Source organism: Pseudomonas sp. A014 (assembly GCF_052378495.1).
GTDB classification, from domain to species: Bacteria; Pseudomonadota; Gammaproteobacteria; order Pseudomonadales; family Pseudomonadaceae; genus Aquipseudomonas; species Aquipseudomonas machongensis.
Genome location: NZ_CP199001.1, coordinates 1,619,921 through 1,642,330 on the forward strand (window position 1 = coordinate 1,619,921; position 22,410 = coordinate 1,642,330).

Annotated in this window: 7 protein-coding genes and 2 pseudogenes; 5 read left to right on the forward strand and 4 right to left on the reverse strand. The window is 64.3% G+C overall.

Features of this window, described 5'->3' with window-relative positions; genetic code table 11:
* Window positions 1-8: 8 nt before the first annotated feature.
* From ACTYOL_RS07740 to ACTYOL_RS07750, 3 genes are all read right to left on the reverse strand, one after another.
* On the reverse strand, window positions 9-1,262 hold the full coding sequence (locus tag ACTYOL_RS07740) for an arsenic transporter (protein WP_444757744.1): 1,254 nt from the start codon (window positions 1,260-1,262) through the stop codon (window positions 9-11).
* Window positions 1,263-1,269: 7 nt separating this feature from the next.
* Window positions 1,270-2,514: an MFS transporter gene (locus ACTYOL_RS07745; RefSeq protein WP_153772373.1), complete on the reverse strand. Its 1,245-nt coding sequence runs from the start codon at window positions 2,512-2,514 to the stop codon at window positions 1,270-1,272.
* A 451-nt stretch (window positions 2,515-2,965) separates the two neighbouring features.
* Window positions 2,966-4,240 carry a mechanosensitive ion channel family protein gene (locus ACTYOL_RS07750; protein ID WP_054893287.1) on the reverse strand — a complete coding sequence of 425 codons (1,275 nt, stop codon included), beginning with the start codon at window positions 4,238-4,240 and terminating at the stop codon, window positions 2,966-2,968.
* Window positions 4,241-4,380: 140 nt separating this feature from the next.
* Between ACTYOL_RS07750 and ACTYOL_RS07755 the strand changes: the two genes are divergently transcribed.
* Complete coding sequence (locus tag ACTYOL_RS07755; protein WP_444757745.1) at window positions 4,381-5,703, forward strand: DEAD/DEAH box helicase; 1,323 nt, start codon at window positions 4,381-4,383, stop codon at window positions 5,701-5,703.
* A gap of 180 nt (window positions 5,704-5,883) precedes the next feature.
* Here ACTYOL_RS07755 and ACTYOL_RS07760 read toward each other — a convergent pair whose 3' ends face one another.
* On the reverse strand, window positions 5,884-6,156 hold the full coding sequence (locus ACTYOL_RS07760; RefSeq protein WP_065861476.1) for a hypothetical protein: 273 nt from the start codon (window positions 6,154-6,156) through the stop codon (window positions 5,884-5,886).
* Between the two features lie 154 nt (window positions 6,157-6,310).
* Here ACTYOL_RS07760 and ACTYOL_RS07765 point away from each other — a divergent pair.
* The 4 genes and pseudogenes from ACTYOL_RS07765 to ACTYOL_RS07780 all read left to right on the forward strand — a co-directional run bounded on the left by ACTYOL_RS07765 (window position 6,311) and on the right by ACTYOL_RS07780 (window position 22,291).
* Window positions 6,311-8,011: pseudogene (locus tag ACTYOL_RS07765) on the forward strand (ShlB/FhaC/HecB family hemolysin secretion/activation protein).
* A 27-nt stretch (window positions 8,012-8,038) separates the two neighbouring features.
* Window positions 8,039-9,796, forward strand: a pseudogene (locus tag ACTYOL_RS07770) (filamentous hemagglutinin N-terminal domain-containing protein); the annotation flags it as partial.
* Between the two features lie 6 nt (window positions 9,797-9,802).
* Window positions 9,803-13,459 carry a hypothetical protein gene (locus tag ACTYOL_RS07775; RefSeq protein WP_444758132.1) on the forward strand — a complete coding sequence of 1,219 codons (3,657 nt, stop codon included), beginning with the start codon at window positions 9,803-9,805 and terminating at the stop codon, window positions 13,457-13,459.
* 96 nt (window positions 13,460-13,555) lie between these two features.
* Entirely contained in the window at window positions 13,556-22,291 is an 8,736-nt protein-coding gene (locus ACTYOL_RS07780; RefSeq protein WP_444757746.1) for a DUF637 domain-containing protein, read from the forward strand.
* The last annotated feature ends 119 nt before the right edge of the window (window positions 22,292-22,410 follow it).

A 22,410-nucleotide genomic window follows, 5' to 3' on the forward strand; every position in this document is an offset into this window, starting at 1 on the left:
GCACTGACTCACACCCAAAGCGCCAGCAGTGCTGCTGCAAGTGCAGGAGGCATCACCAGCAGCCCTAGGCGCAAAAAGTGCCAGGCGCTGACATGCGCCCCTTCGCGACGGATCGCCACCAACCACAAAAGGGTTGCCAGTGATCCGGTAATCGACAGGTTCGGCCCCAGGTCGACGCCGATCAGCAGCGCAGCGGTCACCGGCTGCGGCAGGGCCACCAGCGACCCCATGGACCCGGCTATCAGTCCAGTCGGCAAGTTGTTCATCAGGTTGCTGGCGATGGCCACGCCCACGCCTCCCACCCAACTCGCCCCGATCGTCGAGTCTGCGGCCAGAGCAGCCAGCCGCTGGGCAAGCTGCACTATCAGGCCGGTCTGGGCGACAGCTTCGACCAGTATGAACAAGCCCGCCACCAACGGCAGCACACCCCACGCCACATGGCGTAGCACCGGCATCGGGCTGCGCCGCTGGCGTAAGTGGATCAGTGCTGTGGTTGCCACGCCGGCACAGAACGTCGGCAGGCCTAGTGCCCGGTCCAGCGCTGAGGCTCCCAGCAGCAGAATTGCCGTGAGCAGGATGCCTACTGCGCATAGACGGGCGCCCGGAGACAGCGGCTGGTTATCCACATTCAGGGTCAGCGGTTGGCGGATCTGCCGGCGTTGGGTCAGGCGCAGCACCAGATAGGTCACAGCGATTGCCGCAAGCGATGGCAAGCTGAACTGCCTCAGCCACTCCAGTAGCGGGGGCATCTGGCTGCCGAAGACTACCAGATTGGCCGGATTGGAAATCGGCAGCACGAAACTGGCGGCGTTGGCGATGAAGGCGCAGATCAACAGGTAGGGCAAAGGCTCGGCCTTGGCAGCCTTGCACGCCGCATACACCGCGGGAGTCAATACCACCGCCGTTGCATCGTTGGACAGGAACACGGTGACCAGCGTACCCACCAGAAATACCAGGTCGAACAGCCTTTGCCCCGAACCTCGGGCGTGGCGGACCGCGTAGCGGGCCAGCCAGTCGAACAGCCCCTCCTGGCGTGCAAGCTCGGCCAGTACCATCATGCCGATCAGGAAGAGGTACACGTCGCCGCCTTCGGCCACTGCCGCCAGAGCGCTGCGCGGTGTGATCAGGCCCAGGCCTGTCAGTAGCAGCGCACCGCCCATGGCCCAGACGTATTCCGGGATCCGCCAGGGGCGCAGGATGACACCGCAGGTTGCCAGAGCGGCTATCGTCCAGATGATCGGTGCGTTTTCGCTGTAAGGCATGAGGCGTCTAGTTTCCGGCAGGGGTAGGCAGGGGCGATGGCGCGACGCCCGGATGAGTCTCCGGCAGCGCCATCAGCACTATTGCGAAGGCGACCGCGGCAATGCCGGCCAAGGTCAGGAATGCCGCATCGTAGCCGGCTGCTTGAACAACCAGCCCGGCAATCCCAGGGCTGAGCGCAGCGCCCAGTCCGAACACCGCCGTCAGCGCGCCAAGGCTGAAATTGAAGCGCCCGGTGCCTTCGGTCAAATCCTTGATCACGATCGGGAACAATGCTCCGAAGATGCCTGCGCCGATTCCATCGAGCAATTGCACGCCAACCAGCCAGAATGGGTTGTCGGACGCCACGTACAGGGCTCCGCGCAGCGGTAGGATGAAAAAGCCGGCCAGAAGGAACGGCCTGCGCCCCCAGGTCTCGGCCTTTGCCCCTACCAGCAGCGCCATCGGCACCATCACCAACTGCGCTGCGACGATGCAAGCGGATGTGAGTGGAGTGGCCAAGCGCAGGTCGACTTGCGATAGCTTCTGGCTCACCAGCGGCAGCATCGCCGCGTTGGCCAAGTGGAACAACGCGCAGCACACAGCGAATACCAAGAGCGTGCGGTTGTGCAGGAGGACCCTGAACCTGGCAAGGTTTTCAGCACAACCCGGACCATGGACAAGGCCGCGAGCCACCTGGTGGTCGATGGCGGCTGCTGGCACACGCCACATCGCCACGATGCTGGCTACGGTCATGACCGCCATGAGATAGAACACCACCACCGGGCCGAACAGGTACGCCAAGCCACCGGCCAGCAATGCTGAGCAGGCATTGCCCGCATGGTTGAACGTCTCGTTGCGACCCACCCTTCGCGTAAAGGCCTTGGGGCCTGTGATGCCCAGCGAGATGGCGGCAATCGCCGGAGCGAACAGCGAGCCTGCTATGGCACCGATCGTCTGGGTCAAGGCCACCCCGGCGAACGACGAAATCCACGGCAGCAGCAGGCAGCTGCCGGTCACCAGCACGGCGGCGATCACGACCACCGCGTGTTTGGCTGTCGTGCGGTCAATCAAGGCTCCAGCCGGAGTTTGCGCCACCAGTGCAGCGATGCCTGCCAGGCTCATCACCAGGCCAATGCTCGCCGGCTGCCACTGGTGCACGGCAAGCAGATAGATGGCGAGGTAGGGGCCGAGTCCGTCACGCACGTCAGCCAGGAAGAAGTTCAGCCAGTCAAGGGCACGGTCATGCGAAGCGGCGCAGCTTGAGTGTTCCATGGACGCAGTCTCTAAAAACAAGGGGGGAGCGCGATGGGCAGTTACTGGACGCGCGCAGGCCTGATAAAGCAGCTGTCTGATGCCCATCAGTCCAACGCACTTCCTGCACTGTAGGCCAGCGCGCCCCTATCTGTACGCGGCTCTGTCGTTGACATAGGACTTGCTCAAATGGTTCGGCACACGATCGCTCAGCACGTAGATCATTGCGGTTTAAAGGGGAGCGGCCGATAAGTACGACTACGCGTTGCGCAAGCGAGGTACTGGGAGGGGCTTCGCAGCCATTGCGCTCCAAATCAGGCGCGAGCTGCTATGCGGCTTTTAGGTGGAAACCCAAGAGTTTGAGCTTCCATTGGCTATCGGATGCGGCTTTTCATTGAAGAGGGCCGCTTTGCGGCCCTTTCGCGGGGCAAGTCGGGGCGCCGAACCGCCGCATCCATAGGGGGAGCGCTTTTTAGGCTTCGCTCATGCGCTCGACCCGCGCCGCCAGCCCTGAGCGCATATCACTACCGCTAGGCTGCTGATACAGACTCAACCCAAACTCCGGCAACACCGCCAGCAAATAATCGAAGATATCCCCCTGGATCCGTTCGTACTCGGCCCACACCGTGGTGCGGGTGAAGCAGTAGATCTCCAGCGGCACACCCTCGGCGCTGGTCTGCATCTGGCGGACCATGCAGGTCATGTTCGGGTGCACGTCGGGATGGTTCTTCAGGTAGGCCAGGGCGAAGGCGCGGAAGGTGCCGATGTTGGTCAGCTTGCGGCGGTTGGCCGAGAGTTCGGCGACCAGGCCCTGGGCTTCGTTCCAGTCGTGCAGCTCCTTGCGCTTGGTCGCCAGGTAGTCGCCGAGCAGGCGTACGCCGCCCAGGCGCTGTTCTTCTTCGAGGGTGAGAAAGCGCACGCCGGTGGCGTCGATGAACAGGCTGCGCTTGATGCGACGCCCGCCAGACTGCTGCATGCCGCGGTAGTTGCGGAACGACTCGCTCATCAGGCGCCAGGTGGGGATGGAGACGATGGTCTTGTCGAAGTTCTGCACCTTGACCGTATGCAGGGTGATGTCGATCACATCACCGTCGGCGCCGACCTGGGGCATTTCGATCCAGTCGCCGACGTGGAGCATGTCGTTGCTGGTCAACTGCACGCTGGCAACGAACGACAGCAGGGTGTCCTTGTATACCAACAGCAGTACCGCCGACATCGCACCCAGGCCCGACAGCAGCAACAGCGGCGAGCGGTCGATCAGGGTGGCGACGATGACGATGGCGCTGAACACCCACAGCACCATCTTCGCCAGTTGCACATAGCCCTTGATCGAGCGGGTGCGGGCGTGTTCGGTGCGGGCGTAGATGTCCAGCAGGCCGTCGAGCAGGCACGACAGGGCGCGGGTGAGGAACAGCAGGGTGACGGCCAGGGCCAGGTTGCCAAGAAAATGCTGGGCGGTGGCCGAGAGCTCCGGCACCAGTTTCAGGCCGAACTGCAGAATCAGTGACGGCGTGGTCTGCGCCAGGCGGTGGAAGACCTTGTTGTGGCGCAGGTCGTCGAGCCAGCGCAGCGGCGGCTGGCGGGCCAGCAGGCGGGTGCTGTGCAGCAGCAGGAAGCGCGCCAGGCGGCCGACCAGCAGCGAGACCAGCAGCAGGACCAGCACACCGAGGGAGGCGTGCAGCATTGGGTGTTGGTCGAGGGTGCCCCAGAGGTCCAGGGTGTCGTGCCAGATTCGTTGGATATCCATGTAATCAATGCATTCAGTGGGTCGAACGGAGCGCCATTAGAGCGCGGAAACCGCGAATGTTGCCAAAAGATATTCGGCTACAGCCGCGGAAAACGTTACCCTATGCAACCGAATTGTCCGCATCTGTCTGAGGTACACCCGTGTTTTCCCAATTCGCCCTGCACGAACGCCTGCTCAAAGCCGTGGCCGAGCTGAAATTTGTCGAGCCGACCCCGGTGCAGGCGGCGGCCATTCCCCTGGCCCTGCAAGGGCGTGACCTGCGGGTCACGGCGCAGACCGGCAGCGGCAAGACCGCCGCCTTCGTGCTGCCGCTGCTCAACCGCCTGGTCGACCTGAGCGGGCCACGGGTCGAGATCCGTGCGCTGATCCTGCTGCCGACCCGCGAGCTGGCGCAGCAGACCCTCAAGCAGGTGCAACTGTTCTCGCAGTTCACCTACATCAAGTCCGGCCTGGTCACCGGCGGTGAAGACTTCAAGGAACAGGCCGCGATGCTGCGCAAGGTGCCGGACGTGCTGATCGGCACTCCAGGTCGCCTGCTCGAGCAGCTCAATGCCGGCAACCTCGACCTCTCTCACGTGCAGGTGATGATCCTCGACGAAGCCGACCGCATGCTCGACATGGGCTTTGCCGAAGATATGGAGCGCCTGTGCAAGGAGTGCGAGAACCGCGAGCAGACCCTGCTGTTCTCCGCCACCACCGGCGGTGCGGCGCTGCGCGACATCATCGGCAAGGTATTGAAAGACCCTGAGCACCTGATGCTCAACAGCGTCTCGCAACTGGCCGAAGGCACCCGTCAGCAGATCATCACCGCCGACCACGACCAGCATAAAGAAGCGATCGTGCAGTGGCTGCTGGCCAACGAGACCTTCGACAAGGCGATCATCTTCACCAACACCCGCGCCCTGGCCGACCGCATTTACGGTCACCTGGTGGCCAAGGATGTGAAGGCCTTCGTCCTGCACGGCGAGAAGGACCAGAAGGACCGCAAGCTGGCCATCGAGCGCTTCAAGCAGGGCAGCTCCAAGGTGCTGGTGGCCACCGACGTGGCGGCCCGTGGCCTGGACATCGATGGCCTGGACCTGGTGATCAACTTCGACATGCCGCGCAGTGGTGACGAGTATGTGCACCGTGTGGGTCGTACCGGCCGTGCCGGTGGCGAAGGCCTGGCGATCTCGCTGATCACCCACAACGACTGGAACCTGATGTCGAGCATCGAGCGCTACCTCAAGCAGCAGTTCGAGCGCCGCGTCATCAAGGAGGTCAAGGGCACCTACAGCGGGCCGAAGAAGGTCAAGGCTTCGGGCAAGGCAGTGGGCGCGAAGAAGAAAAAGGTCGACAAGAAGACCGGCGAGAAGAAGACCGCCGGCAAGCGTAAACCGACCGCCAAGCCGCGCCCGAACGCGCCGCTGGCCAGCTCCGATGGCCTGGCACCGCTGAAGAAGCGTACGCCGAAGGCAGAATAACGCCCCCCACCCCTGTGGGAGCGGCCTTGTGCCGCGATCGGGCGCGAAGCGGCCGTAACCCAGTCACCGTGGTGTTCCAGAAACATCCCGGCTGCCTGGTTTGCGGCCGTGTCGCGTCCGATCGCGGGACAAGTCGGGGCGCCGAACCCCGCTCCCACAAAGGCTGTCAGGCTGCTGGATTCAGCCCGCCTTTTGCTCCGCCTCTTTCAACTCCTTCACCCGCTTGTCGATCAGCTGGCATTTGTCCGGCAAGTCCTTGCTCGCCGTCCCTAGCTCCATACCCTGGAGCTCATCATTTATCTCCTTGGCCTTCTGCGGGTTCTGCTCGGTCAGCTGAGTCACCAGCTTGGCCAGTTCCTCGCGCTTTTGCGTGGCTTCTTCCGGTGTGCAGGCCCAGGCGGGCAGGGCGCAGGACAGGGTGGCGAGCAGGGTGATGCGGCATATAACGTTCATGGCGCTTGCTCCTTGTGCAGTCTATCGGTGGAGTCTGGTCGGCCAGCAAAGGTTCAGCATGTAGGCGTTTGCCATTGATGTGATGGCAAATTGACGTCAAAAGGCCATCTCTGTATCCTCCGTCCCCACTTTTTCACCGCCCAGGGACTGGAACATGGCGACAGGGTTTCGCACACGCCTTTTCAGCGCGATCCTCATGCTGACTGCAAGCATGCCTGCCCTGGCGGCCTCGCCGCTGGAGCAGGAACTGATACGTGACCGCCAGGATCGCCTGCTGCAAGAGCAGCAGCGGCGCATCGAAGAGCTGCGCAATCTGCCCGGCAGCACGGCGCCGCCGAGTGCCGTACCGGCGCCTGATGACAGCCGCTGCTTCACCATTCGCACCATCACCCTCAAGGGTGCCGACAGCCTCACCGAGACCGAGCGCGAGCGCCTGCTCAAGCCGTTCATTGGTCAGTGCCTGGGTGTCAGCCAGCTCAACGAGCTCCTCAAGGTCATCACCAACCATTATCTGGATCGTGGCCAAGTGACCAGCCGCGCCTACTTGCCGCAGCAGGACCTGTCCACCGGGCACCTGCAGGTGTTGGTGGTAGAGGGGCGCCTGGAGAGTTTGCGCGCAGCTCCCGACAGCAGGCTGAGCGATCGGGAGCTGGCCATGGCTTTTCCCGGCGCGCCCGGTGAGCGTCTGAACCTGCGTGAGATCGAGCAGATGGTCGACCAGCTCAACCGTCTGCCTTCGAACAAGGCGCAGATGGAGCTGGTCCCTGGCGAGGCGGTGGGTGGCAGCCAGGTGCTCGTACGCAATCAGGCGCAGAAGCCCTGGCGGGCTTCGCTGTCGCGCAACAACGAAGGCCAACGCAGCACCGGCGAGCAGCAGGTCAACCTAGGCTTCGAGTGGGACAGCCCGCTGGGCCTGGCCGACCAGTTGGTGCTACGCGGTGCCCACGATGTGGTCAGCGATCACACCAAGGGGGCGAAGAACGGGGTACTGGCCTACAGCCTGCCCTGGGGCTGGTGGAACTTCTCGTACAGCTACAGCGCGTCCGACTACCGCTCCGTAGGCCAGGCCAACGGCTTCGACTTCAAACAGACCGGCGACAGCCAGAATCATCAATTGCGCGTCGATCGTGTGCTGCATCGCGATGCTACGAGCAAGACCTCGGTCAACCTGGGCGTTGCCCATCTGCGCACCCGCAACTACATCGAAGACAGCCTGCTGCGAGCCAGCAGCAATCGTCTGAGCGAAGCGCAGTTCGGCATCAACCACGGTCGGCGCCTGGGCACGGCCTTCGTCAACCTCGACCTGGGCACGCAGGAGGGCATAGGTGCCTTCGATGCCCAGGGCAACGGCAATCCGTGACCTGGCGAGCCGGTGGCGCGCTATCGCAAGTACACCGCGACGGTCAGTTACGTGCAGGGCTTTGAGGTATTCGGCGAGCAGTTGAGCGTTACCAGCCTGGCTACTGCCCAGCGCAGCGAGGACGTGTTGTTCAGCCCGCAGCGCATAAGCCTGGGCGGGTTGTCGTCTGTGCGTGGTTTCAAGGACCAGTCGCTGTCCGGCGACAGCGGCGCCTACTGGCGCAGCGACCTGCGCTGGACGCGCCCGGTGACCTGGTCCGTCGCACAGCCGGTGATTGCCGAATACGGGATGGGCCTGGGCTACGACCTGGGTGTGATCCGCAACGACCGCTACAACGGCGACCGCCATGGCCGCGCCAGCAGCCATTCGCTGGAGCTGTTCGCCCGGGGCCGTCACCTGGCGGCCAGTGTGACTTTTGCCCGCAGCCTCGAACGCCCGGATGCCCTGCCCGACAAGGAGCATCCGGTATACCTGCGCCTCGATTTCTTCATCTGATTCGTGCTTTGAGCCCCGAGAGAACACATGGACGTTCGCCTTTTCACCTTCCTGGTTCGCCAGCCTTCGGCGCGCCTGCAACCCCGCCTGCAATTCTGCGGTGTGTCCAAGCGCGCGCTGGCCTTCCTGTTGGCCAACGTCATGTTCTGGCAGCCACTGTGGGCGCAGGCTGCCGAAGGGGTGATGGTCAGCGGCGGCAATACCAGTGTCGGTCAGGCGGGCAACGGCGTGCCGATCGTCAATATTGCCGCGCCCAACGGCAGTGGCCTCTCGCATAACCAGTTCAGCGATTACAACGTCGGCCAGCAGGGGCTGATCCTCAACAACGCCACCAGCCGTACGCAGCAGACGCAACTGGGCGGCATCATCGTCGGCAACCCCAACCTGCAGGGCACGGCGGCGAGCATCATCCTCAACGAAGTCAACGGCGCCAACTCCAGCCAGCTACGCGGCTATACGGAGGTGGCGGGGCAGTCGGCCCATGTCATCGTCGCCAACCCGCATGGCATCACCTGTAATGGCTGCGGCTTCATCAACACGCCCCAGGTGACCTTGACTACGGGTACGCCGGTGATCGACAACGGTCAATTGACCCGCTACAAGGTGGAGCAGGGCAGCGTGGCGATCGAAGGTGCCGGGCTCAATGCCAGCAACGTCGACCGCTTCGAGATCATCACCCGCAGTGCGCAGATCAATGCCGGGCTGCAGGCCAAGCGCCTGGATATCGTCGCCGGACGCAACGATGTCGATGCCCGAACGCTCGCGGCGACGGCTCGAGCCGAAGAGGGTGGCGCCAAGCCGACACTGGCTATCGACAGCTCTGCCCTGGGCGGCATGTATGCCGGGGCCATCAAGCTGGTGGGCACCGAAGCCGGCGTAGGGGTCAAGCTCGATGGCCAGATGGCCGCCAGCGGCGGCGACATCCAGCTCGATGCCAACGGGCAGCTCACCCTGAACCAGGCCAGCGCCAGCGGCGCGGTGACGGTGCGGGCGGCAGGTGTCGATCTCCAGGGGCCGGTTCATGGCGCGTCGCGCGTCGAAGTGCTCAGCAGTGCCGAAGTGGTCAATCGCCAGGCACTGACCGCAGGCGGCAAGCTGCAGGTCCAGGCTGCCGGCACCCTGAGCAACCTGGGCGTGATCGAGAGCGGGGTCAACACCGACGGCAGCCGCAATGCCCAAGGCGATATCGACCTGGCCGCTGGTGCGCTGGTCAATACCGGCAAAAGCATCGTTGCCGGCCGTGACCTGAGCGCCGACATTCGTGGCTCGCTGGACAACCGCGGCGGCACGCTGAGCGCCGCCCAAGACCTGCGCAGCCACGTCGGTGTGCTGGACAACAGCGCCCAGGGCCGCGTTCTGGCAGGCCGCGACCAGACTGTGCAGGCTGCCAGCCTGATCAGCGATCAGGGCGGGCAGGTCGTTGCCACGCGTGCCCAGCAGATCACCGCCACCCGGGTCAGCAACCGCGCCGGGCAGCTCGCCGCTGGCGAGCGCCAGGCCATTGCCGCGCAGCAGGTGGACAATGACAGCGGGCGTATCAGTGCCGGCCGCGAACTGGCCGTGACCGCCAGCAGCGCACTGGATAACCGCGCCGGTACCCTGGCCGCCGACCGTGAGCTGCGCCTGCAGGCGGGCAGCCTTGTCAACCGTGACGGTGGACGCATCGCCAGCACTGGCCAGCTCGATGTGCAGGCCGGCAGCCTCGACCAGCGCGGCGGCGGCCAATTGCACGCCGACCAGGCGTTGAGCCTGGACCTGCGCGGCGGGCACCTGGAGAACAGTGACGGCGGCTTGATCAGCAGCCCTGGTACGCTGCGGCTGCTGGGCCTGGGCAGCGTCGGCAACCGCGCCGGCGAGATCTCCTCGGCGCAGGGCTACCAGCTTGCCACGCGCCAGCTGGATAACCGCGGTGGCAAGTTGCTGAGCGGCGCCGACCTGCAACTGGCGATTGTCGAGCAGTTGAACAACGGCGCAGGCCTGATCGCGGCACAGGGGCTGGCGCTCACTGCCGCCGAACTGCTCAATGGCCACGGTACCTTGCAGGCGCGTGGCACCCTGGCTGCACAGGTCAAGGGCCGGTTCGACAACCGTGGCGGGCTGACCAGCGCGGTCCTGGCCGCCGACGTTCAGGCGCTCGCGCTGGACAACCGTGGCGCACGCATGACCAGCCAGCAGAGCCTGAGCCTGAGCAGCGCCAGTCTGGACAACAGTGAAGGCGGGCGCCTGGACGCCGATCAGGCACTCACCCTCGATCTGCTGCATGGTCATTGGAACAACGCTGGCGGGCGCCTGCACAGTGCAGGTGCGTTGGTGTTGCGCAATCTGGCGAGCGTGGACAACCGTCACGGCGAGATGCATGCCAGCAGCGGTTTCACCTTCGCCGCCGACAGCCTCGACAACCAGGATGGCAGCCTGTCGTCCAAGGGTGCGCTGATCCTGCGTATCGCCGCCGTACTCGATAACAGTCGCGCCTTGATCAGTGCCGAGCAGCTGGACCTGAGCGCCGGTGACGTGCTCAACCTCGATGGCCGTGTGCAGGCCCGTCAAGGGCTCACCCTGAGCGTTCAGGGCGCGCTCGACAACCAGCGCGGCAACCTCGGCGGGCAGACCCTCGATGCCCACCTCGGCCGCCTCGACAACCGCGCCGGTCGCGTGCAGACCGATGCGGGACTGACCCTGACCAGCGCCGCTGTGCTGGACAACCGCAGTGGCGCCGTGATCGCCGGTCAGTCGGCAAATATCGACAGCGGTGACCTCGACAACACCGGTGGGCAACTGTACGCCGCCGATCATCTGAGCCTGAATGCCGCACGCCTGGACAACGGCACTGCCGCGCGCCTGCATGCTGGTCAGAGGTTGCAGGTCAGCGCCACGCAAATGCACAACGCCGGGCAAGTGTTCAGTGGAGCCGATCTGCTGCTGAACCTGCGCGGCGGTCTGCTCGACAACCAGGGCGGCCTGATCAATGCACCTGGCCAGTTGCTGCTTCGACAACTGGCTCAGGTCGACAACCGCGGCGGCGAGATCTCCTCTGCGCGGGCGTTCGAACTGCTGGCTGACAACCTCGACAACCGGGGCGGCAAACTGCTCTCCGAGCAAGCACTCACCTTGCGCATCGCTCGCGCCCTGGACAACAGCGTCGGCGGGCGCCTGGCTGCACCGCTCATCGATCTGCACAGCACGGCACTGATCAACAACGCCGGAGTGCTCGCCGCCACTCAGCGCCTGGACCTGCAGGCTGAAAGCCTCGACAACCGCCAGGGCGAAGTGCGTGCTGCGCACCTGAATGCGCGACTTGGCCAGCTGGACAACCGTCAGGGCCTGTTGCAGGTCGAGCAGGATGCCGAGTTGCAGTTGACGACGCACCTGGACAACCGGAACGGCACGTTGCAGGCCGGCGGGCCGCTGACGCTCGACGCCGGCAGCCTCGACAACAGCGCCGGGCAACTGACCAGTGATGCGGGCCTGCGCGCCCGTATCGCTGCCGGGTTGCTCAACCGTGGCGGCCTGCTCGCAGCCGGCGCTCAGTTGCAATTGAGCGCCGGCAGCCTCGACAACCAGGCCCAGGGGCGATTGCTGGGCAAGGCCGGCCTGAGCCTGAGCGGCGAGTACCTGGACAACCGCGCTGGGCGTCTGCTCAGTGGCAATGCCCTGACCCTGGTGCTCGGTCAGGTGGACAACCGGGGCGGCATGGTCAGCGCCGAGGCCGGCATCGAGCTGCTTGGCCAGCGCCTGGACAACAGTGCCAGCGGCCTGTTCGAAGGCAAGGGCCCGTTGCGCCTGGAACTGGCTGAACTGAGCAACGCCCAGGCCGGTCGCGTTACCAGTGGCGCGACCCTCAGCCTCATCGGCGTCAACCTGGATAACCGCAACGGCGGTCGCGTCACAAGTCAGGGTGCACTGCTGGCCGAACTCATCGGGCTCGACCAGCGAGGCGGCGGACAGTTGCTCAGCGACACCGCCCTGACCGTCGACATGCGCGGCGCGCGGCTCGACAACCGTCAGGGCCTCATCCACACCGCCGGCCAACTGCTGTTGCGCCAGCTTGGCGAGGTCGACAACCGCGCAGGCGAGATCTCCAGCGCGCGCAGTTTCGAGCTGGTCGCCCAGCGTCTGGACAACGGTGGCGGCCAACTGATCAGTGATGACGCACTGCTCATCCGTGTGGCGCAACAGTTGCGCAATACCCAGGGCCTGGTACAGGCCGACCAGCTCCAGGTGGTGGCCGGCACGCTGGATAACCAGCACGGCACTCTCGGCGCCGGGCAACGCCTGGACCTGCAGGTGGCTGCCGAGGTAGACAATCGCGGCGGCGAGCTGTCCAGCAGCGGCCAGACCCAGGTTCACGCTGCCAGCCTGGACAACCAGGATGGCGCCGTACTGGGCGACGACAGCACGACCCTGACCCTGAGCGACGCACTGGACAACCGCGGCGGTACCCTGGCTGCCGGCAACGCCTTGCAGGTCGAGAGCGCGAGCCTGGACAACAGCGCCCAGGGCAGCCTGGTCAGCGACGGCAGTCTGCACGTACGCAGCACCGGCCTGTTCGACAACCAAGCTGGCGAACTGCGTGCCCGTGGCCTGATCGACCTGGCCCTGGGCCGTCTGGACAACCGTGGCGGCGTCGTCTCCGGCAAGCAACTGCTCAGCCTGCAGGCGAACAGCGTCGATAATCAGGCTGGCCTGCTGCATGCCGACAGCCTGTTGCAACTGCTGGTCGACCGCTTCGATAACCGCCAGGGGGTGACGCGCAGCAAGGACCGCCTGGATTACCAAGGTGACGCGCTGGACAACCGCGAAGGCCTGCTCAGCGCCGGCGGGCCACTTGATCTGCGCCTGGCCCAGGTCGACAACAGCAAGGGTCGTATTGCCACTCGCGGTAATCTCGACGCCAGTGTTGCCACCTTGCAGCAGCAGGGTGGCGAGTTGATCGCCGAAGGTCGGCTCACCCTGCACGGCGATAATGCCGATAACCGAAGCGGTGGCCTGATCGCCGGCAACACGGGTCTCGACCTGCAGGTCGGTATGCTCGACAACCGTGGTGGCCAGCTCAGCAGCCTGGCGCAGGCTACTCTGGGCGGCACACAGCTGGACAACAGCGACGGTGGCAAGCTGATCGCCGGCACGCGTCTGGCCCTGACCGTCGAACGCCTGCTCAACCGCAATACGGCGCTGGTATTCGCCCAGCAGGTCGAATTGCGTGCTGCGCGGGTGGACAACCAGGGCGGCTCGATCGCTGCCGGACAGGCTCTGCACCTGGTGCTCGACAACAACGGCGTGCCACTGACCGAGGCGCTGCTGGACAACCGCGGCGGACGCCTGGACAGCGCTGGCCGCCTGATCCTGGAAGGCGGGCAACTGCTCAACCAGGCAGGCCAGCTTTCCAGCCATGGTGAATTGTCCCTCACGGGCATCCAGGCGCTGGACAACCGCGGCGGCACCATCTAGACCGACGCGGCGCTGACACTGGCCAGCGCCAGCCTCGACAACCGTGACCACGGCCGCATCACCGCCGAGGGTGACAATCGCCTGAGCAGCGGTGCTTTGAGCAACGGCCAGGGCGGCCTGATCAGCAGTGGGCAACTGCTGCAAGTGCGCGCCGGTCAGGTCGGCAACCAGGCCGGCACCTTGGCCGGACGTCAGGTCCAGGCCAGCGTCAGCGGTCTCGATCAGCACGGCGGTGAACTGTTCAGCCTCGATGGCCTGAACCTGGACCTCAACGGCGGTGTGCTGGACAACAGTGTCGGGCTTATCCGCGGCCCGGGCAGCCTGCTGCTGCACAACCTTGGTCAGGTCGACAACCGCGATGGCGAGATCTCCAGTCTGGTCGGCTTCGAGCTGGCCGCGGACGGTCTGGACAACACCGGTGGCAAGCTGCTCTCCGGCGCCAGCCTGACCTTGCGCATCGCCCGGCAAATGGACAACCTGCGCGGCCTGGTCAGTGCGCGCAGCCTGCAGTTGCAGGCTGCCGGCCTGGACAACGGCGCCGGTCTGATCAGCAGCCGCGGCGATCTCCAGGTGCAGGTCGACGGCCTGCTGGGCAACGCAGCGGGCACATTACAGGCTGACGGCAAGCTGTTACTGGTGGCCGGCAGCGTATTCAACGGCAAAGGCCAGTTGTCTGCCAGATCGGGTCTGCAAGCGCGCCTGGGCAGCCTGGACAATCAGGCTGGCCAGATTGCCAGCGACACTACGCTGAACCTGCAGGCCGACACCCTCGATAACCGTGACAAAGGCCTGCTCGCCGCCAAGAGCCTGTTGACCGTGCGCAGCGTTGCCTTCGACAACCGCGCTGGCGAAGTCTCCGGGCAGGGCGAAGTGCGCCTGAGCGGGCAGCGCTTGGATAACGGCGCTGGCTTGATCCTGGCCAAGGGCGCGCTGGTCATCGAGCAGCACACTCTGCTCAACGCCATGGGGCTGGTGTCCAGCGTGGGGCCGCTGACCCTCACCGGCACGCGGCTGGACAACGCCGGCGGCACACTGCGCAGCGGCGCCGACCTGAGTGTCGAGCTGGACGACGGCCTGCTCAACCAGAATGGGCGTCTGGACAGCGACGGCACGCTGAGCGTCAGCGCCGCAAGCATCGACAACAATCATGGCGTGCTGTCCAGTGCCGGCGACCTGCTGTTGCGCAGCCAGGGCACGCTGGGCAACGCCGGGGGACAGATCCTGGGCGACGCAGGCCTGGAGCTGAGTGCGGCGCACCTGGACAACCGCGACGCTGGTACGGTCAGCGCCAAGGGCCTGCTGAGTATTAGCGCCGCCAGCGTCGACAACCTTTCCGGCGCCCGCCTGAGCAGTGCCGATCGCCTGCGCATCGAGGCTACCCAGCTCGATAACAGTGGCGGACGCATCACCAGTCAGCAGGCCTTGCAGGCCAACCTCGGCAGCCTGCGCCAGCATGGCGGCACGCTTTATAGCGCCAGCGGCGTGGCAATCGATCTGGCCGGCGGCACCCTCGACAACCAGGGCGGGCTGATCAACACCCCAGGTCAACTGCTGCTTACGCGCCTTGGCCGGGTCGACAATCGTGGCGGTGAAATTTCCAGTGCCAACGCCTTCACCCTGGCGGCCGCCGAACTGGACAACGGCAACGGTCGCCTGCTCGGCAACCAAGGCCTGAACCTGATCGTCGCGCGCAGCCTGGCCAACCTCAAGGGCCAGATCGCCGCCGCCAGCCTCTCGGTCAGCGCCGCCAGCCTGGACAACGGCGCGGGCCTGCTGACCAGCCGCGGCGATCTGCAACTGGACGTTGCCGGTCAGTTGGCCAACCAGGGTGGCGGGCTGCTCAATGCCGGTCGCGCACTCGTGCTGAACAGCGCGAGCCTGGCCAACCAAGGCGGTCAGTTGCTTGCCAGAGAACGACTGACCCTCGTGACTGGCCAACTCGACAACGGCAACAAAGGCTTGATCAACAGCCAGGCAGGTCTGGATCTGACAGCCACCGACGTCAACAACGACGGGGGCGAACTTTCCGCTGGCGCGGCGCTGCAGATCAAGGCACGCCAGTTCAGCCAGCAGGGCGGACGCCTGCTCGGCGACAGCACCTTGGCCCTGCTGCTGGGCCTGGATGGCGGCGGCCTGAACAACCGCGACGGGCTGATTCGCGCCAAGGGTGCCCTGACCTTGGCCAACCTGCGCGACCTGGATAACCAGCGTGGCGAGATCGCCAGCGACCTGGGCTTCGACCTGGCAGCACGGACCCTGAACAACGACGGCGGCCGGTTGATTTCGGCCCAGCGCCTGGGTGTCGGCAGCGGCGTGTTGAGCAATCAGGGCGGCCTGGTTTCCGGCTGGCAGGGCCTGTCGGTCAGTGCCGACAGCCTGGACAACCGCAACCTGGGCACGCTCTCCAGTCGCGCCGGCGATCTGGACCTGAGCGTCACTTCCAACCTCGACAACAGCAGCGGTGGCGCCCTGGTCAGCCAGGGCGCGCTGCGCCTGAACGCGGCTGCGCTGGACAACCGTAGCGGCTACCTGGCCAGCGGCGGACTCCAGCGCCTGCACCTGCTCGGCGCCCTGGACAACCGTCAGGGCCGCATCGATGCCGGTGGCGACCTGCTCATCCAGGCCGCCAGCCTCGACAACCGCAGCGCCAACGTCATCAGCCAGGGCTTGCTCAGCCTGGACCTGGCCAGTCTGCTGAACAACGCCCAGGGTCAGCTGCTCGCGACCAGCGCCTTGCAGGTGCTGGGCAACGCGACGCTGCTCAACCAGGGTGGTCAACTGGCCAGCCAGGGCACCCTGCAGTTGGCAGGCAGCCGTCTGGACAACTCTGCCCAGGGCACCCTGGCCGCCAACGGCGCGGTAGCCGTGACGCTCGCCGACACCCTGGCCAACGACCAGGACGGCCTGATCTCCAGCCGTGACGCCAGCGTCAGCCTGCAAGCCGCCAGCCTGACCAACCAGGGCGGTGCGGTACAGGCCGGCCAGGCGCTCGATGTGCGCCTGCAGCAAGTGCTGGACAACCAGCGCGGCAAACTGATCGCCCAGCAGGGCCCGCTGGCGCTGTCGGCCAGCAGCACGGACAACCGCGGCGGTGTGCTGGCCAGCCTTCACGGGCTTTTGCAGGCGCAGGTCGCTGGCCTTTTGCGCAACGACCAAGGCGGCACGCTGCAGGCCAGCCAGCTCAACCTCGTTGCCCTCGGCGGCCTGAACAACCAGGGCGGTCGTCTGGCGGCGCTGGCAGGGCCTCTGGTTATCCGCACTCAACAGTTGGACAACCGTAATGGCGGGCTCTACGGCCAGGGCCAGGTCACCCTCGAGGCGACTGCGCTGGACAACAGCGCCGGTGGCAAGCTCGCCGGTCAAGCGCTGGACTTGACCCTTGGCGGTGCTTTGTACAACCGCGCAGGAATCATCGAAAGTGACAGCCGCCTGGGCCTGGTCGCTGCCACCCTCGACAACCAGGGCGGCCAATTGCGCAGCCTTGGCGGCGCCCAGAGCCGCCTGCAGGTTACCGGGCTGCTCGACAACCGCACTGGCGCCCTTGAAATCGGCAGCCAGGACTTCAACCTGCAGGCCGGCACCTTCCTCAACCAGCAGGGCCGCCTGCTGCACGGTGGCAGTGGCGACCTGCAGATCGGCATGGCCAACCTCAGCAATGCCGGCGGTGACATTGCCACTCTTGGCGGCCTGACCCTGGAGGCGGCCAGCTGGACCAACAGCAGTGTGCTGCAGGCCGCGCGGCTGACGCTCAACGTCGGCGAGCTGACCCAGACAGCCTCCGGGCAGTTGCTGGCGACCCAGCGGCTGTCGGGAAGTGGCGGCAATTGGCTCAACGACGGCCGGATCATCAGTGATGGCAGCCTCGACCTGCACCTTGGCGGACGCTATGCCGGCAATGGTCGCATCGCCAGCCTTGGCCAACTGGGCATCGATGCCGGGCAGCTAGAGCTTGGCGTCACCGGCAGTATCGCCGGGGGCGACAACACGCGTATCGCAGTAGCCGGTCAAGTGTCCAACCAAGGCCGCCTGACCTCGGCACGCAACTTCGAAATGCTGGCCGGGAGCATGACCAACGTCGGTACCCTGGCCGCCTCGCAGGACTTGACGGTCGTCAGCCAGGACTTGCGCAACGTCCAGGCTGCCGATGGCAGCCGTGGTTTCATGTTCAGTGGCCAGAACATGAGGCTTCAGGTGGGCGCTTTCAGCAACGAATACGCCGATGTCTACAGCCTCGGCAATCTGCTGGTCGGCGGTGTGACGGGCGGAACGCGGGCAAACAGCGTGCTCAACAGCTCTGCCAGTATCGAAGCGGCGGGTGATATCGACCTGCAGGCCGCCAGCGTGATCAACAAGCGTGAAAAATTCCGTTCGGACACGCAGGTGACCAGCGGTTCGATCAGCATCTACTGCGTCCAGCATTGCGGTCGCCCTGGCGGCAAGTGGGTGCGCGGGCCGGCGTTCATCTCGCAGACGGTTTCCACCGTTGTGCATGAAGATTCGCCCATGGCAATGCTGATGGCTGGCCGTAACCTGACGATTGCCAGCACTGCACTGAACAACGAATTCAGCCTGATCTCCGCCGTCAACGACCTGGCCATCGACAGTGCCGATATCTCCAATGTGGCCGGCGGTTCGGCTTCGGGGACTGACCGCCATCAGATCGGCAAGGACGTGAAGATCGCCGGTCGTTACTTCTACGAAATGATCGATGCGGTGGCCGCCTACGATCAGGCCCATCCGCAATCTGGGCCGTTCGATCCGGTGGCGTTCAAGGCCTTGGTCGACAAGTTCGACCCGGGTGTGTTCATCGGGATCGATGACAAGATCAAGGTCGAGGGTGGCGCCCCCGTGGCCCCTGCGATCATCCAGGCCGGTGGCAAGGCAAGGCTGACCGCCAGCAACGACATCAGCAACATCGTGGTGCAGAACACCGCGTCATCCATCAGCCAGCGGTCTTCGGACACTACAGTCTCCGGCGCGACCCAGCCGACCATCGTCACGATTCATCAGCAACTGCCGCCTGACCTCGCCCAGCAGCAGGTCAACCCGCTGAGCCTGCCCGGCTTCAGCCTGCCTACCGGTCAGAACGGCTTGTTCCGCCTCAGCGCCCAGGCTGCCAACCAGGCCAAGGCCAGCGCTACGTCCAGCGTCCCGACCCAGTGGCAACTGGGCAGCGCGAGCATCGACCTGCAACAGCGCCAGCAGCCCACGCCGCTTGTGCAGGGCCGCAGCGTCGACCTCGCCGAGCTGGCCGCCGTCGCTGGCAGCGACCGCGCCCTCCAGGCGCATCAGCGTCAGGCCGCTGGTCTGGACCCGGGCGCCACCAACGTGCGCGTGGCGGCCATCGATCAGGCCCAGGGGCCGGGTGCACTGCCCAGCCGCAGCGGCGAAGTGGCCGCCAGCCAAGGCACGTCGAGCCAGGTAGGAGGGGCCGCCGACGGGTTGCACTGGTCCACTGCACAGCCTGGGCCGAGCACGCCAATCACGCTTGCCCAGCCCTCCACCGAGACCATCGTTGCCCGCGACACCAGCCTCCCGGCAATGACGTCGGTGGCCGCGCCGACGCTCCAGCAGGCCCTCCCGACCGTCGCCAGCACCGTCTCCACCGCCATGACACTGCCCGCGGCGCAGAGCATCCCGCGGGTGCAGGGGGTTCCGGCCAATACTGGCACCCCGCAGCCGCACAAGTACCTGATCGAGACCAATCCGGTACTCACCGACCTCAAGCAGTTCATGAGTTCGGACTATCTGCTTGGCAACCTCGGCTACGACCCTGACCAGAGCTGGAAGCGCCTGGGCGACGGCTTCTACGAGCAGCGTCTGATCCAGCAGGCGGTGGTCGCCCGCACCGGTCAGCAATTCATCGATGGCCAGGCCGACGGCGAGGCCCTGTACCGCCACCTGATGGACAACGCTCTGACGAGCAAGAATCAGCTCGACCTCCAGGTCGGCGTCAGCCTCAGCGCCGAGCAGGTCGCCGCTCTGACCCACGACATCGTCTGGCTCGAACAGCACGAGGTGATGGGCGAGCAGGTGCTGGTGCCGGTGCTGTACCTGGCCCACGCCAACAACCGTCTGGCGCCCAACGGCGCCCTGATCGCCGGCAACGACCTGACCTTGGTCGCCGGCCAGAACCTGGACAACAGCGGCACCTTGCGGGCCAGCAACAACCTCTCCGCCAGCGCCGGCCACGACCTCGACAACAGCGGCCTGATCGAAGCCGGTAGCCGTCTGGACCTGCTGGCTGGCAACCGCATCGTCAATGGGGCCGGCGGCCTGATCAGCGGCCGCGACGTCAGCCTCACCAGCCTCAGCGGTGATGTGGTCAACGAGCGCAGCGTCAGCAGCCATGCCAGCGGTGCCGGTGCGTACAGCAAGCGTGCTGACTTCGTCGACAGTGCCGCGCGTATCGAGGCAGCCAATGACCTTTCGATTCATGCTGGTCGCGACCTGATCAACAGCGGCGGTGTATTGAGTGCTGGAGCCGACCTGGATATCCGCACCGGGCGCGATCTGCTGATCACCTCGGCGCAGCAGGTCGACAGCACGCAGATAGGCTCCAACTACCGCACGCAGACCACGCAGCAATACGGCTCGCAGGTGACCGCAGGCGGCGACCTGGCCTTGAGTGCCGGTCGCGATTTCACCGCCATCGCCAGCAACCTGGAGGCCGGGCGCAATGTTGCGGTCGATGCACTGGAGAACCTGACCCTGGCCTCGGCGGCCAACGAGTCGAACTTCTACAGCAAGACCAAGAAAGTCACCCGCCAGGAAGACCACGTCAGCCAGGTCGGTACTCCGGTCAAGGCAGGAGGTGATGTTGCGCTGACCGCTGGCAAGGACCTGGCGCTTATTTCCAGCCGTGTGAGTGCCGGGGACGAGGCGTACCTGTATGCCAGGGAGCAACTGTCGTTGCTCGCCGAGACAGATAGCGACTACTCCCTGTACGACAAGAAGAGCAAAGGCAGGTTCGGCAGCAAGAAGACCAAGCGCGACGAAGTCACCGATGTGCGGCATGTTGGCAGCGAAGTCTCGGCGGCAGGCGCTGTCACGCTGGCGAGCGGCGGCGACCAGCGCTATCAGGCGGCGAAGCTTGATAGCGGTGAAGACCTGACCTTGGCCAGTGGTGGGGCGATCACGTTCGAGGGCGTCAAGGACCTGCATCAGGAGAGTCACGAGAAGAGCAAGTCGGATCTGGCGTGGACCAGCGCCAAAGGCAAGGGAAGTACGGATGAGACGCTGCGCCAGACCTTGATGGTAACCCAGGGGGAATTGGCGATTCGGGCCGCTGGCAAAATAAATATTGATATTAAGCAAATTGACCAAAACACCGTCAGCCAAACGATTGATGCAATGGTCCGAGCAGAACCCCAGCTGGCGTGGATCAAGCAGGCCGAGGCCAGCGGACAAGTGGATTGGCGCGTAGTAAAAGAAATTCACGACAGTTGGGATTACAAAAATTCAGGGCTGGGAGCAGCACCCGCCCTGATTATTTCGATCGTCGCGAGCGTCTACCTTGGTCCTCTTGCAGGTGCCATGGCCAGTAACTTTGCAGTAGGAACCATAAACGGTGGTGGAGACATTGGTGCTGGCCTAAAAGCGGCAACCAGCAGCAAGGCCATAAAGGGATACGCTACGCAGATGGTGACAAGCGGAATTTTGAGTGGAATAGACACAGCAGTTGCGGGGTGGAATCCCGATGGCCCGTTGGTTCTGAGTGCCAGTGGCATCAATAATCCAGGGTATAGCTCTGGTATGTTGGATTGGAATTCGGTCAGCCAGAACATCCTTCGTAGCAGCACGCACGCTTTGGTCGCTGGCAGTGTGAACACAGCGATAAATGGAGGCAGCTTCAAAGATAATCTTGGGGCTGCTGCTGTGTCTGAAGGATTGGATTTGGCGGCGGCCTTCGGTAATAAACAGGTCGGTGATTTGGCTGATTATCTCAACGTCAGTCCTGGCTCTGCACAAAAAATCCTGATGCACGCAGTCTTGGGTGGTGCGCTGTCATCCGCCAAGGGAGGAGACTTCAAAACAGGGGCACTGGCAGGTGCGGCAGCGCAGGGGCTCACGGCGGCTACAAGTGCAGGTCTAGGCAAGTATCTCGATTCACGGTTTGCTACGGACGACCAGTTCAAGGTGGCGACCGCCCAGATTATTGGGGTTTTGGCAGGAGCCCTGGGTAATGGGAACCCTGAAACCGCCAGTTGGGTGGCTGGAAACGCTCAGCGCTATAATGACTTTTTACATCCCGGGGGAAGTTGGGGGGCGGAAGCTGCTAGCTTAGGAGCATATATGGCTGAGCAAGGCAAGACACCCGAGCAGATTTCTGATGCGCTCCAGTCCTTGGCTAGAAGCGATGGGTACAAAGGCCCGGGCCATGATTATGTAGCTGGTTGGGTGTATACTCCGGCTGTGTTAGGCGCGACTATATCGCCCCCGGCAGGACTTGCTGGCGCAGCAATGGGCGGTGTCATTGGCGGTGGTGCTAACATTAGCTATCAATTGTCTACGGATAAACCGTTTAGTTATGTGGATGCCGCCATTGCTACCACTGTGGGTGGCGCAACTCAAGGTCGCGGGGTCGCATTCACTATTGGTGCAGGCACGGGAGGGGCATTTTTAGGGAGCTTGATTAAAGGTGATAGTCCAATATATCCAGTTTTAGGTGCGGCCATCGGCGGTGCTGTGGGTTTGAAAAGTGGGCAAGTTGTAACTGATAAATTGAAGCCGTATCTCGGAAGTTATTCTGAAATTGTAGGTGCCTCTTTGGGGTCTCAGATTTCCGAAGCTACAGGTGGCAAGATAGGATCAATAGGAGATAGCAAATAATGAAACCCAAGTCGAGGTTTCAAGCTTATATACTATTTTTAGTCTATTTGGTTGTTTTGTTTTTCTTTGGAGGGGTCGTATCAAATTTTTTAGGGGCTATAGCCCTGTATTTTAAATAT

Bases quoted from the DNA above. Each gene is read 5' to 3' on its own strand.
- ACTYOL_RS07740 (WP_444757744.1), bottom strand. From the start codon at position 1,262: ATGCCTTACAGCGAAAACGCACCGATCATCTGGACGATAGCCGCTCTG.
- ACTYOL_RS07745 (WP_153772373.1), bottom strand. From the start codon at position 2,514: ATGGAACACTCAAGCTGCGCCGCTTCGCATGACCGTGCCCTTGACTGG.
- ACTYOL_RS07750 (WP_054893287.1), bottom strand. From the start codon at position 4,240: ATGGATATCCAACGAATCTGGCACGACACCCTGGACCTCTGGGGCACC.
- ACTYOL_RS07760 (WP_065861476.1), bottom strand. From the start codon at position 6,156: ATGAACGTTATATGCCGCATCACCCTGCTCGCCACCCTGTCCTGCGCC.